At 40.0% G+C, this 15,261-nt stretch carries 10 protein-coding genes; all 10 read right to left on the bottom strand.

All coding sequences use genetic code 11. The annotated features are described in order from the left end of the window. Positions 1 to 1,324: 1,324 nt before the first annotated feature. Entirely contained in the window at positions 1,325 to 2,323 is a 999-nt protein-coding gene (locus tag LFYK43_RS02525) for a nuclease-related domain-containing protein (protein WP_124975114.1), read from the bottom strand. Positions 2,324 to 2,489: 166 nt separating this feature from the next. Continuing rightward, a complete protein-coding gene (locus tag LFYK43_RS02520) occupies positions 2,490 to 3,245 on the bottom strand; it encodes an SDR family NAD(P)-dependent oxidoreductase (RefSeq protein WP_229717904.1) in 756 nt (251 codons plus the stop codon). A gap of 24 nt (positions 3,246 to 3,269) precedes the next feature. After that, positions 3,270 to 5,054 carry an FAD-dependent oxidoreductase gene (locus LFYK43_RS02515; RefSeq protein WP_124975110.1) on the bottom strand — a complete coding sequence of 595 codons (1,785 nt, stop codon included), beginning with the start codon at positions 5,052 to 5,054 and terminating at the stop codon, positions 3,270 to 3,272. A 102-nt stretch (positions 5,055 to 5,156) separates the two neighbouring features. Continuing rightward, a complete protein-coding gene (locus LFYK43_RS02510; protein ID WP_124975108.1) occupies positions 5,157 to 6,065 on the bottom strand; it encodes a LysR family transcriptional regulator in 909 nt (302 codons plus the stop codon). Between the two features lie 108 nt (positions 6,066 to 6,173). Continuing rightward, the gene (locus LFYK43_RS02505; RefSeq protein WP_124975106.1) at positions 6,174 to 8,237 is read right to left on the bottom strand and encodes a DUF4357 domain-containing protein; all 2,064 of its coding nucleotides are present in this window, start codon (positions 8,235 to 8,237) and stop codon (positions 6,174 to 6,176) included. A gap of 356 nt (positions 8,238 to 8,593) precedes the next feature. Further along, positions 8,594 to 9,574 (bottom strand): carbamate kinase, encoded by a 981-nt coding sequence (arcC, locus tag LFYK43_RS02500; RefSeq protein ID WP_124975104.1) that lies wholly within the window; start codon positions 9,572 to 9,574, stop codon positions 8,594 to 8,596. A gap of 53 nt (positions 9,575 to 9,627) precedes the next feature. After that, positions 9,628 to 11,049 carry a basic amino acid/polyamine antiporter gene (locus tag LFYK43_RS02495; protein ID WP_124975102.1) on the bottom strand — a complete coding sequence of 474 codons (1,422 nt, stop codon included), beginning with the start codon at positions 11,047 to 11,049 and terminating at the stop codon, positions 9,628 to 9,630. A gap of 317 nt (positions 11,050 to 11,366) precedes the next feature. Then, positions 11,367 to 12,407 (bottom strand): ornithine carbamoyltransferase, encoded by a 1,041-nt coding sequence (argF, locus tag LFYK43_RS02490; protein WP_124975100.1) that lies wholly within the window; start codon positions 12,405 to 12,407, stop codon positions 11,367 to 11,369. A 100-nt stretch (positions 12,408 to 12,507) separates the two neighbouring features. After that, positions 12,508 to 13,803: an arginine deiminase gene (gene arcA, locus LFYK43_RS02485; RefSeq protein ID WP_229717902.1), complete on the bottom strand. Its 1,296-nt coding sequence runs from the start codon at positions 13,801 to 13,803 to the stop codon at positions 12,508 to 12,510. Positions 13,804 to 14,347: 544 nt separating this feature from the next. Continuing rightward, the gene (locus tag LFYK43_RS02480) at positions 14,348 to 14,812 is read right to left on the bottom strand and encodes an arginine repressor (RefSeq protein ID WP_124975098.1); all 465 of its coding nucleotides are present in this window, start codon (positions 14,810 to 14,812) and stop codon (positions 14,348 to 14,350) included. Positions 14,813 to 15,261 lie beyond the last annotated feature (449 nt).

The raw sequence follows: 15,261 nt of genomic DNA, 5'->3' as shown, positions 1-15,261 counted from the left end.
CTTTTTTGCTGTTATCTTAAGAACTTGTCACCGCTCTTAAAGCGGATCGTAGTTAGAGATCATGTTGACCCATGGTCTCTTTCTTTATGCTTTGATTATAGCATCGTATCCGCAATTTGTACAACCAAACAAACAACTTACTGCGTACTCTCACCTGGCTTTTTCATCTCAAACAGACCATTTTTGCTATTGAAAAGGGGCTCCCAAGTTCAAATCAAAACAGCAGAAAAAAGTACAATAGACAAATCCATTTAATTAACTGTCCTTTTTCAACTTAGCATGATTCTCATATGCTATAATAGAATAGCGATAAAGTTTTATGGGCGGTGACTGTCACACCATCTGGAGGTGATCCTATGGTTATAGGAAATATTCTGAACGAAAGGTCCACAGTCGGTGAGTGTTTTCGAAGCACTCTCTTTGGTTGTATTGTCCTGCACGCTTTTATTAGCGTTGCTGGACTACATCGATCGAAAATAAAAAAAGCCGTCCCACACATAACTTTGACCGGTTATAAGGCAGCTTTTTTATTGTTGTCATAAAAACTAGTCACCGCACTTAAAGCGGATCGTAGATGGAGACCATGTTGACGCATGGTCTCTTTCTTTATGATTTGATTATAGCATCGTATGCGTAATTTGTACAACCAAACGAGCAGCCTGTTGAGTATTCTCAGCTTGCTTTTTTGCCTTTAACAGGCTATCATTGTTAATGAAAAGGGGCTACCGAGTGCGAGTCGATAGCCCCAAGCGTGATTTGGATGATAGGGTAAAAGCTAATCTTTATGGTTAGCTTTTTTTATTATCGCGTATGCTTTAGCACAACTGAGAACCAGCTGCGCCAAAGCTGCAATAAAGAGTGCTAGTTTAATAACCTAGCCCCCAATCTTATCCTAATTAGCATAGTCCTCGCCTCGGTGATTTGAAATTGTTGAAGGGTGTACGACCATGCCATATCACTGAGCTTTTAACATTAGGAGCGACCTAAGGCCAATAAGATAAAATCTGCCTGACAAACTTTTTAAAATGCTGGACAGATTTTTATTAGTTTAGTGTCTTGGGATAAATACAACTGATTCTCGAGCCCCTTCTTCTTTAAACTTGGGGCTCGACTTCTAATCTTGAGCCCCTTCTTCTCTGAACTTGGGGCTCGACTTCTAATCTCGGGCCCCTTCTTCTTTGAACTTGGGGCTCGACTTTTAATCTCGGGCCCCTTCTTCTCTGAACTTGGGGCTCGACTTCTAATCTCGGGCCCCTTCTTCTCTGAACTTTGGGCTCGAGTCTTCAGCTAATAAATTGTTTTTTTGCTCAAACTTATAAAAACCTTAGTTTGGAGAACTTTTCCATTCTATTCTTCTCCTAACATCCTGAAAGTAGCCCATCTTTTCATCAAACCAATCTTCGAACCTAACACCCTTGTTCAAATAATAGGAATTCCACCCTGTTTCATGGAACCACTCAAAGTGCCGACAAAGAATCTTTCTCAAATACTTGCTGCTGTATTCATCACCTAAAAAAGCCTGCAAGTCTCGCTGACAAAGTTCCTTCTTAAAATACAACGTTCCATAGTCGCAAATAGTGCGGACATAAGCTTCTTCTTTAGTTTGGCAAAAACCGCAGCGTTGGCAAGCATAAAAGTAACGTTTAGCATTCCATTGATTTCCGAAGCACTTCGGACAAACTATCCCTTGGCGCAAAGGGCGCTGCGGATTGGCTGTGAAATCTTCCGGCTGGCGGTAGGGTTCAGCAACGTAGGGCTGGAGCACCTTTTGCCAGTTTCCCAAAAACTGCAGCTGATCCCTGTTCTCCCGGAGAATTTTTTGGATCCAGTCACAGAAATCCCAGAGATATTTCGTCACTATTCCCGTCTGCTCTTGAACATCGATCGTTGCAGTTGAGTCCAGAAATACTAAAACTTTGACGATTTGCAAATTAACGTGCTGTTCAAATAAGATGCGTGCCAGTACATCATGTGCCCGATCGATCTGATTGAAGATGCTGTGCGTCGTGGGTTTGCCATTGCAATACCAAGTCCGGTCACGATAAGTGTAGTGGCCATGATAGTTTTTGACGTCAATCAAATACAGCGTTGAGCCGATTTGCAGCAACTTATCGATCTGGATCCGTTGACCGAGATAGTTCAAATTCAAATCATCCCAAACAGAATCGGCTCCCTGCGCAACCAACTGCACGGCTTGATCCAAATAAACTTCCCCGCCGTATCCTTTTTGACAAGCATTCAATGCGTCACGTTCCCGCACCGTTAATTTAGTCCGCTCATTCAGCACTTCCAAATACTGGAATTCATTTGATTTACTGCGCAAATTATCGCCTCCCCTCTACTTATAAATACGCAAAAAAATCCAATTTTTTTTCGAAAAAAAACAGCTGTCTTTCAAAAAAGACAACTGCTCTTTTATCCAAACAGCCTAAACCATTGACTCAGGCCGTATATTTTTCTGCAAATTCCTTATAGCTTCTAATCATCCCTCAGTGTTTTGTCTGACCGCCATCGACCGTAAACGTCTGCATGTTACAGAACTTAGCCTCTGGTGAAGACAAGAAGAGCACCATCGCCGCTTGATCTTCTGGCATGCCGGCTGTCCCTGTTGGAATATTGTCCAGTTTTTCCTGCCAGACTGCGGGTTCATCTTTCCAGCCCTTGGTCATTGGCGTATCTGTTAAACCTGGTGCCAAGGCATTGACCCGGATCCCGTCTTTGCCGTAATCTAGCCCCGCAGCCTCGGTCAAGCCAACTACGGCGTGCTTAGCTGCTACGTATGGTGACATCACAGGATCGGCGACCAAGCCGGCCACAGACGCGGTGTTCACGATCGTCCCAGCGTGTTTCTTCAACATTTCTGGAATCTCATATTTCATGCACAAGAAGACTCCTCTGACATCAACGGCTATCGTCTTGTCGAAAATCGCAGTCTCGATGTCTGCCAGTTTAGCTGGCGGTGTCAAAAAGCCTGCATTATTGAAGACATGGTCGAGTCGACCATACTTGCTGATGACAGCTTCGACCAAAGCTTTGACGTCATCTTCATTGGTCACATCCGTCTTAACATAGGTCGCTTCCTCGCCATTGTCATTGATGCTTTGTGCCACGTCAGCTGCTGCGTCATTGACGTCACCGATCACGATTTTAGCTCCCTCGTTAGCAAATTGCAGGGCAGTTTCTTTTCCAATTCCCGTTGCGGCACCAGTGATCAAAACAACTTCGTTTTCAAATTTCTGAGCCATGTTCATTACTCTCCTATCTTTAAATTAAAAGGTTTTTTCAGCATTCTTAACGGCATTGCGTCCACTATGAACCGAGAAGCCGCAGGCAGTCCCGGGCATGTTCATGGTGTAAACATTTTTGTAAAGCATGACACCATCCATCCCAGTCGCATACAAGCCAGGGATAGCCTCGTGTTTGTCATCGATGACCTCGAAGCGCTTGTTCGTGCCGATTCCCCCGATCCCGACCAAGTAGTTCTGAGCGACCTGGGCAATGTAAAATGGTCCGTCTTCCAGGGCTGTTAAAACGTCGGCATCCTTGTTAAAGTCGGTGTCTTCTCTTTGCTGGCACAGCTCATTGTAATGTTCGATCGTCTGCAGCAGGTTTTCTTTTGGCAAATTAAAGGCATCAGCTAGCCCTGCAATCGTTTCACTTTCAAATAAAGTCTGGCCTGCATTTTCTTGGACCGACTGATCTAGAATTTTAGCCCCGTTTTCAACCCCAACCTTCTGAGCAAAATCAAGGAACATTTTACGGGTAAAGATCGCATAACTAGCCTTATTTTGCTTCATCGCCATCGATTGCAGCATCATGTTGAAGGTATAGATGTTTTCATTGACGAACCGGTCGCCCTCTTCATTGACAAAAATCACTTCGCCGCCGGTCGTAAAGCCCTTGATCCCGTTGATCGGGTCCATGTACAGCAAAGGTGCATCTGTCGGGAAAGCTTGGACATAGTTCATAACTAATTGTGCTGATTCATGGAGCATGTCCTTAGAACCTACTTCTTTAGTCATGCGATAACCGTCGCCCGCACTCGATGGCATCCCTGTCAAAAGCATGTGCTCAGTATTCCAGCCTTGTTGGCCAACCAGCTCCCGGCTGCCGCCGATCCCGCCAGTTGCCACGATGACTGCTTGCGCGTTGATCTTGATGATCTGGCCGTCTTCATCTTCAGCAATCAAGCCGGTGACCTTGTTATCCTGATAAATCAGGTGTTTAGCCGCCGTGTTAAAGATGAAATCTACCCCATAACTTTGCGCCTTGGCGGTCATTTGCGGAACATAACCTTGCGAAGCATGGCCGCCATTGAACCAGTGGAAGGTATTGAATAAACCGGTATAGTAATTATCGACCTGCCCGGAATATTCAACGCCGTTTTCCTGACACCAAGCGATGTTGGCGGCTGATGAGTTGATGAAGTCTAACCAGATCGCACCGTTAGCCCGGTATTGTCCCATTTGGTGCTCGGCGGTCATGATCTCATTAGGCGTAATATTGATCCCTAATCCTTGTTGGCGCGCAGAGTTGATGGCAAATTGGCCCTCGACTCCGCCGCCGTTGCCGCCAGTTGCGGCTAGCTTCTCGATCACGATCGACTTGACGCCGTCTTGTCCCGCTTGGACGGCTGCCGAAAGTCCGGAAATACCTGATCCAATAATCACCAGTTCAGTGCTGATCTCTTGGTCAAATTTAGCGTATTGCCCAGCCGGATCAGCAATCTCCTCTTCTACAGTGTTTGAGTGAGGCGCAACTTTCTTCGCGGCTAACTGAGAGATATCGCCTGCTTGCTCCAAAGCATTTTTCACGGCATCCATGATCCCCTGGGAACTCTTCGAAGCACCAGAAACGATGTCAACGTCGTAGTTTTTCGCCGCCACGATCATTTCTGGGATCTTTTTAACTGCTTGTTGTGAAACGGCTGCTGTATCATTAGTTTCGTCCACAACTACATTTGCGATCTGTCCTTCTTTGATCGTGACAGTGACTTTCGTCTCGCCGCCAAAGCCTTGAGAGACTCCAGCATAAGTACCATCTTGCAAACTCATTTACATTGCCTCCTGCTAAATTTCTTTAGTTCTTTATGTGAACTTTATCACATATTTGGACAAAATAAAAAGAAGCTCTGCAAATATCAGTATAAGACGGACTTATACTCGCATGAAGAACTTCTCTACCTGCTGTATGAATTCTTCTTCAGTTTCCGCTAAGCTCATGTCTGGCCGGGTTATCCAAGCATAGTGGTTTTCAGCAAAATTATACCCTTCGATTTCCAGCGGATAAAATTTAGATTTTTTATCGCGGTACAAACTATTTTTCAATTGAAAATCTCTGAGCAAAGTCACTGCTTGAAACTTAGCCAGAAACTCATAAATCACATTTAAATTATCCGTGATCAAAGAAATGTTGACCTTACCACACTTCTTTTGAAACTTTTCGGCTTCAGCCAACAGCTGATCATCGTTATATAAAACGAACTCCTGCTCCAACAATAAATCGAGTGGAACTGGTCTCTTGTGCTGGTATAAATAATGGTCTTGCGTGGTATAGATCCGTGGTTTGCCAGCCAAACAATTATGCACGAGCAAACCCTGGAGGTCGCTATGGTTAGCTGCACTATAAGTCACAAAAGCCACATCATACTTTTTACTTTTGACACCATCCACAGCGAGGTCAGGAGTAGTTTCTACCAGTTCGACCTTGAAATCAGGATATTTTTCTTGAATCAACAATAAAGCATCGATGAAGGGCAAGAAAATCTCATCACTGACCGCGACTCGGAAGACTTCCCTTCTTTTTTCTTTGATCTGGTCGATCTCCTCTGTTAACTTATCATACTCACGCAGAACCTCACGCGCGTGATCAATGATCGGCTGCCCATTGCTGGTGACTGAGATGCCGGCATTGGAGCGCATAAAAATCGGAAAACCAACTTTTTGTTCAATACTATTGATTGCTTGGGACAAACCAGACTGACTGATGTTTAATTTGTAGGCTGCCTTAGAAATCAAGCCTTGATCTGCCACCACGACCAGGTAGTAGAGCTGTTGAATAGTCATGAGAGAACCATCCTTTTTTATATATTACAACAAGAAATATTGAATGCATTTCAGATAAACTTTAAATTATGGATGTCAAATTGGCTCGTTTTCCCATTAAACTATTTTTCAATCTTCATTGCCTTTTTGATTCAATGACTTATTCCTCAACGAGTCGTTAATGAGCATACCAGCGGAGTCTTTCCAACATTGCCAACCATTCCTACTGCCCCCAAGAACCAGTTCAGCTCCATTGGATACGGAAGACGGTACATAATCATGAACGAAATACATTCCCGAACCACTGTCTGCAATAATTCCATCATCGATTAATTTTTTTCGAAGGTTGTCTAATTTATCTGAACTTACCTCACTTGCTTTTGGATTTATTTGAGAACCAGCGAAAATTGTTAAAGTTTCATTCTTGCTTAAGCTTCCTTCAGCTTTAACTCCATTTATATCCAGATAAACTTTGTGGTCCTTTTCCTGCTCATAATCGCCTTCCGAATAGAGATAAGGATACATTTCAATTAAGTCACTAACCATCCTATTGCCCCGTTCACTAATTGTCTTATTATTCCACTCCTCCATCCTATAAAGATCCTTGTTCATTTGAATATGAAGTGTATCTTCAAAGATTTTTTTCTTAGTTTGAAAATTTTTATTTCCTGCCTTAGAATTATCTACTTTTGAAACTAAAGTTAAATTTCCAAGAGTATTGACCAAATCAGTGTAGTCTTCCCCATCTACTCCTGCTTTTTTCTTCCAATAATCATTAATTGTCTGGGGCATTATATGTTCAATTGACAGACTGTTTAAATCAACCGGTGCATAATTTTCATGATTCTCAATTTTTGCCAGCAGCCAACGTGTCTGACGCATCGCATATGCATTCTGTATTTCCATATTGGCTCTCAAAGACTTATCGGTAGGCAATGCCATATTTCTTGATTGGTTGCGAGTTATCAAGCAAAACTTTAAAATATCTTCGAAGTATTGATAACCATATGTTTCAGCATATTTCTTGATAGGCTTTAAGTATGTTGGAAATGCTTTAGACACCTTTCCTACTTCATCACCATTAAATGTTCTTCGAATTTGGTAAGTATTGAGAATTTTTAAGGTATTATAAAACTGCTTTTCTGAAATTTTATGCTCCTCTTTAAACCATTCAGAAAATTCCATAACAATTGGAGAAAGTATCGTTCCTCCCATTTGTTGAAAATCATCCAAAATCATCGCATATTGACCCACTGGTTTTTCAAAATAAAGATGTTGATAGTAGGTGGCATATCTGACAAGCTTTTCTAAAATATTATTCTCAGGGGAAACCTTCATTTCCTTTGCCCAATAATTTTTAAATGCCTGATAAAGGTAGCTCTTTTCCGAGTATTTTCCGTCAATTGCTGCCAGGTAACTGCGAAAGAAGTCCTCCATACTTTTTGAGTTATCGAAAATTCCTTCAAGCTTACGCCAATAATTATCATAAATTCTAGTTTGTTCCTTGTTGGACTTATTCATCATGACAAAATTTCGAATTAAATCGGATGCTGTCAACCTCTCACCTGTTGAGTTAATGCTCTCAAAAATTTGCTGAGCATCATCTCTATCATCTAGCTTAATATACACAATAGAGAAACGTTTCAGGCCAAATAAAACACGTTCAAAACTATATTCATCAACCAATTTTTTTAGTTCATTCGTCAAATACACAAAATTCTTGACGATATTACTCTTATTTTGTTTTACCTCTTCAAATTTTCCTTGGGAAATAGCACGATAATCATTGCCATCTGCTACAGCTGGAAATAGTCTTTGATAGTATCTACTTTCCGGAGATTCCGCTTTGTTAAACAAGTAAGTGCTTTCGATTTCGTACTTCTTAAACTCAGTATCAGCGATAGCTTTCATGGCATGTGCTATTAAAAACATAGTCACTAATCTTTGCTGCCCATCTACTATTAAACGCTCAGTTTTATAGTCAATTATCTTTTCCAAATAAACAATTGTGCCTAAAAAATGCTGCTTATCTAAGTTTTGATCGTTAATTAATTCCACTAAATCAGAAATGAACTGGACCAACTGTTTTTTTACTGTCCAGGTATACTTTCGCTGATATACCGGAATTACAAATTGCTTGCCCATTGCTTCTGGAATAAATTCGTCTAATAATTTCTTAGGGTTTGCTTCCAATCTAATTTCACCTCAGTTGTTTTTTAAATTTTTCAAAAAAACAATACAATTTAATATGCCATAAAAAGCTTAACAATCCTCGTTATTAAAGATTAGGCAATAATTGCCTAATCAGCTTTTCATACCATTCACAAAACTATTATACCCTTTTCATGTCTCCTAGTACTCACATGTATAAGGATGGTAGCCTTTTTTTGGCGTTAACTAAAAACCATATTTATTTTAAAGCCAACCTAACATGGATAAATAGTTACTGTACACTCTATAACTTTATTCATAGGATTAACTTGCGAAGAAAACAAAAGAAGCGAGAAGAATTTAATCTCCTCACCTCTCTCTGCATGATAGCTTGAAATCTAACTACTCAAAACCTTGCTTTTTCTGTACTCAGTCTGGACATTTTCGTTCACGATCGTTGTCCCCTGAGTTCCTGCAATGATTTCCTTAGCATCTTTTAAATCTCCGATAACAGCAGGATTTCCAGTTTGACGAACAAAATCAACTGCAGCCTGAACTTTAGGCATCATGCTTCCTTTTGAAAATTCTACTGCATCAATATGCTCTTGAATTTCTGGAACGCCAACTTTTTTCAGCTCTGCTTGTTCCTGCTTTCCAAAATTATAATAAACTCCACCCGCAGAAGTTAAGATGATAAGCTTATCTGCATTAATTAGTTGTGCAATCTTCGAAGCACTAAAATCCTTATCAATTACGGCTTCTGTTCCAACTAACTGATCACCTTTTTTAATTACAGGGATTCCGCCGCCGCCAGATACAATCGGTACTATTCCGGCGTCAACGACTTGTTGTATTGCCCGGTACTCATTGATCTGAAGTGGCTTTGGTGAAGGTACTACCCTGCGATAGCCTCGGCCAGCATCTTCCATTAGCTGCCAATCTGGGTGTTCTTGTTTTACAGTTTCAACTTGGCTTTCTTGATAAAATGGTCCAATTGGTTTGGATGGATCGTGGAATGCCGGATCGTCTCCTGAAACGACCGTTTGCGTAATAATCGTCATTACGTCTTTATCGATGCCGTTCTTAAGCAATTCTTCACGCATGGCATTCTGGAACCAATAACCGATACTGCCTTGGGTCATTGCACCACAAGTATCCAAGGGCATAGCCGGGTTTTCTGGACTATCCGCACTGCTTTGCTGTAGGAGAAGATTCCCAACCTGTGGTCCATTACCGTGTGTGATAATTAATTGATCTCCATTTTTCACAAAATTGACCAGCTCTTTTGCTGTTTGACTAACAGCTTGTTTTTGCGCTTTAGCAGATGGATTTTCCGAGAGGATCGCATTCCCACCCAGAGCTACAACAACTTTTGCCATAGTAATTCCTCCAATAATAAACTTTGTATTTTAAAAAATTTTTTTGCTTTACTTTAGCCAACTTTAATTGCTCCAGTAGAAATCATGACGATTGCAATGACGGCAATCAACAAGATGGCTCCTATTGTAAACTTTTCATTTTTATTGATAGCACGGGCGTTTTCTTTACTAGACAAATAATAGAAGATAAATCCAGGGATATAGAGAATCGTAACCATCAAGACTTGTTGCCAACCGGCTAAAACCATTGCTGTTAATTGAAACGCAGCTGCAATAACCCCGATTACAAATTGTCCCCACTCTTTCTTTTTGTATGAAAACTGCATTTGGTAAGTTCCAACCATTAAATATGAAATCAAAATCGCAGCTGTACATAGACTATAAGCGAAGTTGTATGCGTATTCAGTAAAGAGCAGTGAAAATAAGAAAATAGTCTGCATGACACCTGTGATCATTAATGAATATGTTGGTGCATTTTTCTTGTTAACCTTCCCCCATGATTTGGGCAATGTCTTATCCTTCGCCATCAGCATTGTTGTCTCAGCTGGCAGCATCGTCCATGAGATCCAAGCGCCAAGTGTAGAAATAATCAAGCCAAGGTTAATCATAACCGAACCCCATGAACCAACGACATGTCTCAAAATCTCACCCATAGCTGGCTGCTGCAATGTGGCAATTTTCGCCTGGGTCATTACTCCATAAGGTAACAAGGATACTAAAATATAAATTATCAATAACGAGATCAGTCCATAAATCGTCGCTTTCTGTGCATCAGATTTTTGTTTAGCACGGTTGCCTAAAACCGAAGCACCTTCGATACCAATGAAGACCCACATCATAACCATGATGGAACCTTTCATTTGTTCAAATAAGGAAACAGTTTTGCCATTGTGTAAGACATTATTGGCAACGTTGCCCCAAAAATCAGCTGTAAAGATTCCGACTTTAAAGCTGATGAACATGATCACCACAAAGGCAAATATTGGTATTAATTTGCAAATGGTAACAATAGTGTTAATAAAAGATGCACTTTCAACACCATTATTTACTAAAAACGTCAACAGCCACATAATAATAATTGCTCCAAAAATAGATGCTAAATTTTGACCTCCTTTGAACACTTTAAAAAAGGTTCCAAATGAACTCATTAGCATTGTCGCAAACGCAATATTACCTAACCAAGCTGATAACCAATATGCCCAACCGGAAATAAATTCGCCTAAAGGGCCAAACTGTGCCCCAGCATAACTAAATATTCCAGCATCAAGTTCTGGCCGTTTTACTGACAAATTATTTAAAGAAAGAACTAAGGCAAGAATCCCCACTCCTACAAAAACCCACGCAAGTAACGCTGGCCCTGCCGCAGCTGCATTAGCCAAGTCGTTCATAATGCCAAATATTCCTGTTCCGATTGAAGAGCTGATTATTAAAGCAACCAATTCTCCAACGCCAATTCCTCTTGCATTATTTTTCATTAGGTTCATTCCCTTCAAGTTAAATTAGTAACCATCAGTGGTCATCTGATTTAAAACACCTAGAAAAAAGGGCCTGGCATAGCACCTATGCTCAGGCTCTCCTTGGGCCCATCTGTAGGACTATCCTAGATGGATCAATTAGTGATTAACATGCCAATGCAACCACAAATAAATGAGAAACGTTTTTCAACGAAGTAATAACTGTCTAACCACTAGTGACACTGCTGAACCATCTTTAGTTACCTACTAACTAAAGCAGTACAAGATTTTTTGGGCATCCTTCTTCGCGCTCCTCATGAGATGTTGAATCAAAGATTCTAGACCGATGGGATGAACAAATTGCCCAGCGTAGCCGCCATGATTGCCTTGATCCCGTGCTTACGATTTTCTCCTTCCTCAAAAACACGTGAATATTTACTACGGAAGACTTCGTCAGTGACTTCCATTTCACTTATTCCATATTTCTCATAGACATCTTGTCCATATGATGTCTTCGTATCATGAAACGCTGGCAAACAATGCATGAAGATCAATTGGTCGTCTGGAGTCCCTGTTTTCCTCATTAAGTCCATATTGACTTGGTATGGCTTAAGTAATTTGACACGCTCTTCCCAATCGCTCTCACCCATTGAAACCCAAACATCAGTATAGATGGCATTAGAACCTTTAACACCCTCATCAATATTGTCAGTTACCATGATCTGGGCACCGCTCTTTGTCGCATACTCTTTGGCGATAGAAACATGCTTTTCAGAAGGATACAAAGCTTTTGGCGTCACAATATGAACATTGACCCCGACCATCGATCCGCCTACCAAAAGAGAATTTGCGACGTTATTTCTACCATCACCGATGTAAGTTAGCGTCAGACCCTTTAAATAACCAAAGTTTTCCTTCATTGTCATTAAGTCAGGTATGGTCTGCGTCGGGTGCCATTCATCTGTCAAGCCATTCCATACTGGTACGCCGGAATACTTCGCTAAACCATCAACTGTTTCTTGTTTAAAACCGCGAAACTCTATTCCATCGAACATTGAACCTAAAATCTTAGCAGTATCCTCAACGCTTTCCTTCTTCCCTAGATGAATATCGTCTTTGCCTAAGTAATCAGGATGTGCACCTAATTCAACTGCAGCCGTCACGAATGAAGATCTTGTTCTTGTTGATGCTTTCTCAAATAACAAAGCAATGTTTTTGCCTTCTAGATAACGATGCGGAATATTGTGTTTTTGCATAAACTTTAAATGAAGTCCAAAATCAATCAAATATTCCATTTCTGCGGGAGTCATCGATGTTTCCGATAAAATACTCCGTCCTTGAAAAACACTATTCTCTTTACCAACAAATTTATTTTCCATGTGATCATCCACCTCAAAATTAAATTTTCACTTCAGTGTTCGCCCGATTTTCTTGTTTCATTAGTCTAAACTGCTCATCTAAAAAGTCAGGATCTAGCTATTAATTAGTTTCCAAGTCTTCCCTAATAATCGGCATAGACATGCACCGTGGGCCGCCACGACCACGAGAAAGCTCACTTGAAATAACTTCATGAACTAAAATCCCATGTTCTCTTAGCATTTCATTTGAAACATAGTTTCTGTCATACGTTACAACTTCTCCAGGAGCAATCGCCAAAGTATTGGAACCATCATTCCATTGCTCACGAGGTGCAACGATTGGATCACTGTTGCCTGTCGGGATCAAATCTAGTTCAGACTGATGCAAGACCTCTTTCAAAACCTCAAGCAAATCAGTCCGGTGTTCACTAGTAATTCGACCGTCTTGACCAGGATGAAGTATCCACATATCGATCTTGCCGCCATTCATTATTTGTGGATGAACAGTGAATTGATTGTAGTTAATCATTGTAAAGACCGTATCCAGATGCATCATCGCATGGTTATGTGGGATTTTAATTCCTACGACTGTATCATAGTTCGAATTGGAAAAAAGATTACGGGCAATATCTTCTAAAGCATCAGCAGACGTCCGCTGTGAAATTCCAATTGCCATAACATGATCGCTTAAAACTAATTCATCACCACCCTCGATTCGTGTGGCATGATTTCTGTTTCGCCAAACCTGCACACCTTGGTTAGCAAAACGTGGATTATGATTGATGATATATTCCATGAATAATGATTCACGCCTTCTGGCTGCATATGTCATGTGATTGATTGATAAACCTTCACCTATTGCAGCTGCTGGATCTCTAGTGAAATACAAGTTAGGCATCGGATCGAGTAAGAATGGGTAATCAGCATCCTCTGAAAGGAGTCGCAAGTCTTTGCAATTCAAATCAATATCAGTCTTACGAATACCCTCCATAATAGTATTGACCATCTGCAATGGTTCCATGGCTAATAAATATTCCTTTAAAGCTGAATAAGTCAAACCATCCTTAAAACCTGATTCTTGCAGCATTCGTTCAACGAATTCATTTTTGATCTCCCCTTCATTCAAAGAATCTGCTGCTAAATTTTCGAGATACAGTACCTCAGCTCCGTTATCCTTAAGAGTCTGAGCAAAATAATCATGTTCCTTTTGGGCAATTGGCAAATACGGAATATCATCGAATAACAATCGCGACATGGTATCTGGTGTTAAGTTTTCGATTTCTCTGCCCGGACGTTTTAAAATTACAGAGCGTAATTTTCCAATTTCCGAAGTTATGTGAATTGGGCTACTAAATCCAAAATTTTTAACATCATTTGCATGAGATTCAGGTATAATAACCCCTGTTGAATTATGCATAAAACTCACTCCTTAGTATTTATTTCCTTTTGACATCTTGAGTGTACTTCACTGTAAAATTGCTGTCAAACGTTGATTTATCAATGCTTTTTTGTTTTATTTTTGCTTAAATAAAGATGAAATTTGGACGATGGTTTATACATTTTTACGGAGGTTCAATGCATGAATGTTATTATTTTGAATAAAGTGAGAATAAAATATTAATTATTATTCTTTGTGAAGTTTGTAATTAGAATCCGAGGATTGTCAAAAAACATGCCTTTTTAGAGCTGAAAAACGCAATGATCGTCATAAATAAAAATGGAAAGCAACTACAACCATCTTTGGTCCTGTTACTTCCCATTGCTCTTCAAATTTGTACAAATGTTTCAGAAGTTCCTTGTAAAACTCACTTGCATGCAACCTGCCATATTCCTACACACTCTTCAAAGCTTAATAAAACCGTAGCACAAATTATCTGTCCTCGTCTCTTTTTCCAAAGTGGTCAATAATAAATTCCTGAATTAAGAGAACTTCTTAAATAGCTTTCTAAAAAAACAAACGACTATTTATTGATGCTCTCCAAAATAAATTGTTTCATCTTAATCGCATCATCTTCACTTCTACTGATGATGACTAATGTATCATTTCCTGCAAGTGTCCCAACGATTTCAGGCATGTTACTCGTGTCAAAAAGAGACCCTAAGGCGTTAGCATAATTTGAATTTAATGGCATTCTGACAATATTTAGCCATGCAATTCTTTCAACACCTGTAACATTACTACGAATTGCCTCATGAATTTTATTGAGTTTTTTCTCTTTCTTTTGTTCATAAGGTGTTACATAACACTTTGTACCATCAGCTTTGACACTTTTGAAAAGCCCCAGAGTTTTAATGTCCCTAGAAACCGTAGCTTGAGTGGCAACGACGCCTTCGTTTTTTAGTGCTGCGAGTAAATCCTCTTGAGTTGCAATTTTCTTTGAGTCTACGATCTTCTTAATCAAGTCTAATCGTTTTTCTCGGTGCATTCGATCTCAACTCCTTTTATTATTCAGATGTTACAAGTAAGACCATCTAACTCAATAATTCCATCATTATTGTTTTCACCATAATTGTATGTTTTATTTTTCACATAGGCAATGTGGCTAAATTCAACATTAAGGTATCTTTATTCGTAAACTAAAGCAGATTATTCATTAAATCTCATAAACCACCCTATCCAAGTACGAATTTAACTCTTTTCCAGTAAACAAAAAGAAAGTTAAGACATCTACATTTTGCCTATCCTAACCCTCCCAACAGAATATAAATTGCACAGTTTTTGTGGATAATAATACATATTCTGGAAATATATAAAACTTATCAACAATTAATTTATTTCTTAAAGCCATCATATCTATCTTTAACGTTTTCGCTACAATCCAACCTTCTTGACACTCCCTACTGGCCATCAAAACTTTGACCAGAGCTTTCAAAC

The sequence above is a fragment of the Ligilactobacillus salitolerans genome (assembly GCF_003864415.1).
Lineage (GTDB): Bacteria > Bacillota > Bacilli > Lactobacillales > Lactobacillaceae > Ligilactobacillus > Ligilactobacillus salitolerans.
The sequence above is the reverse complement of the archived record's forward strand: the minus strand, read 5'-3'. Positions and strand labels throughout refer to the sequence as shown.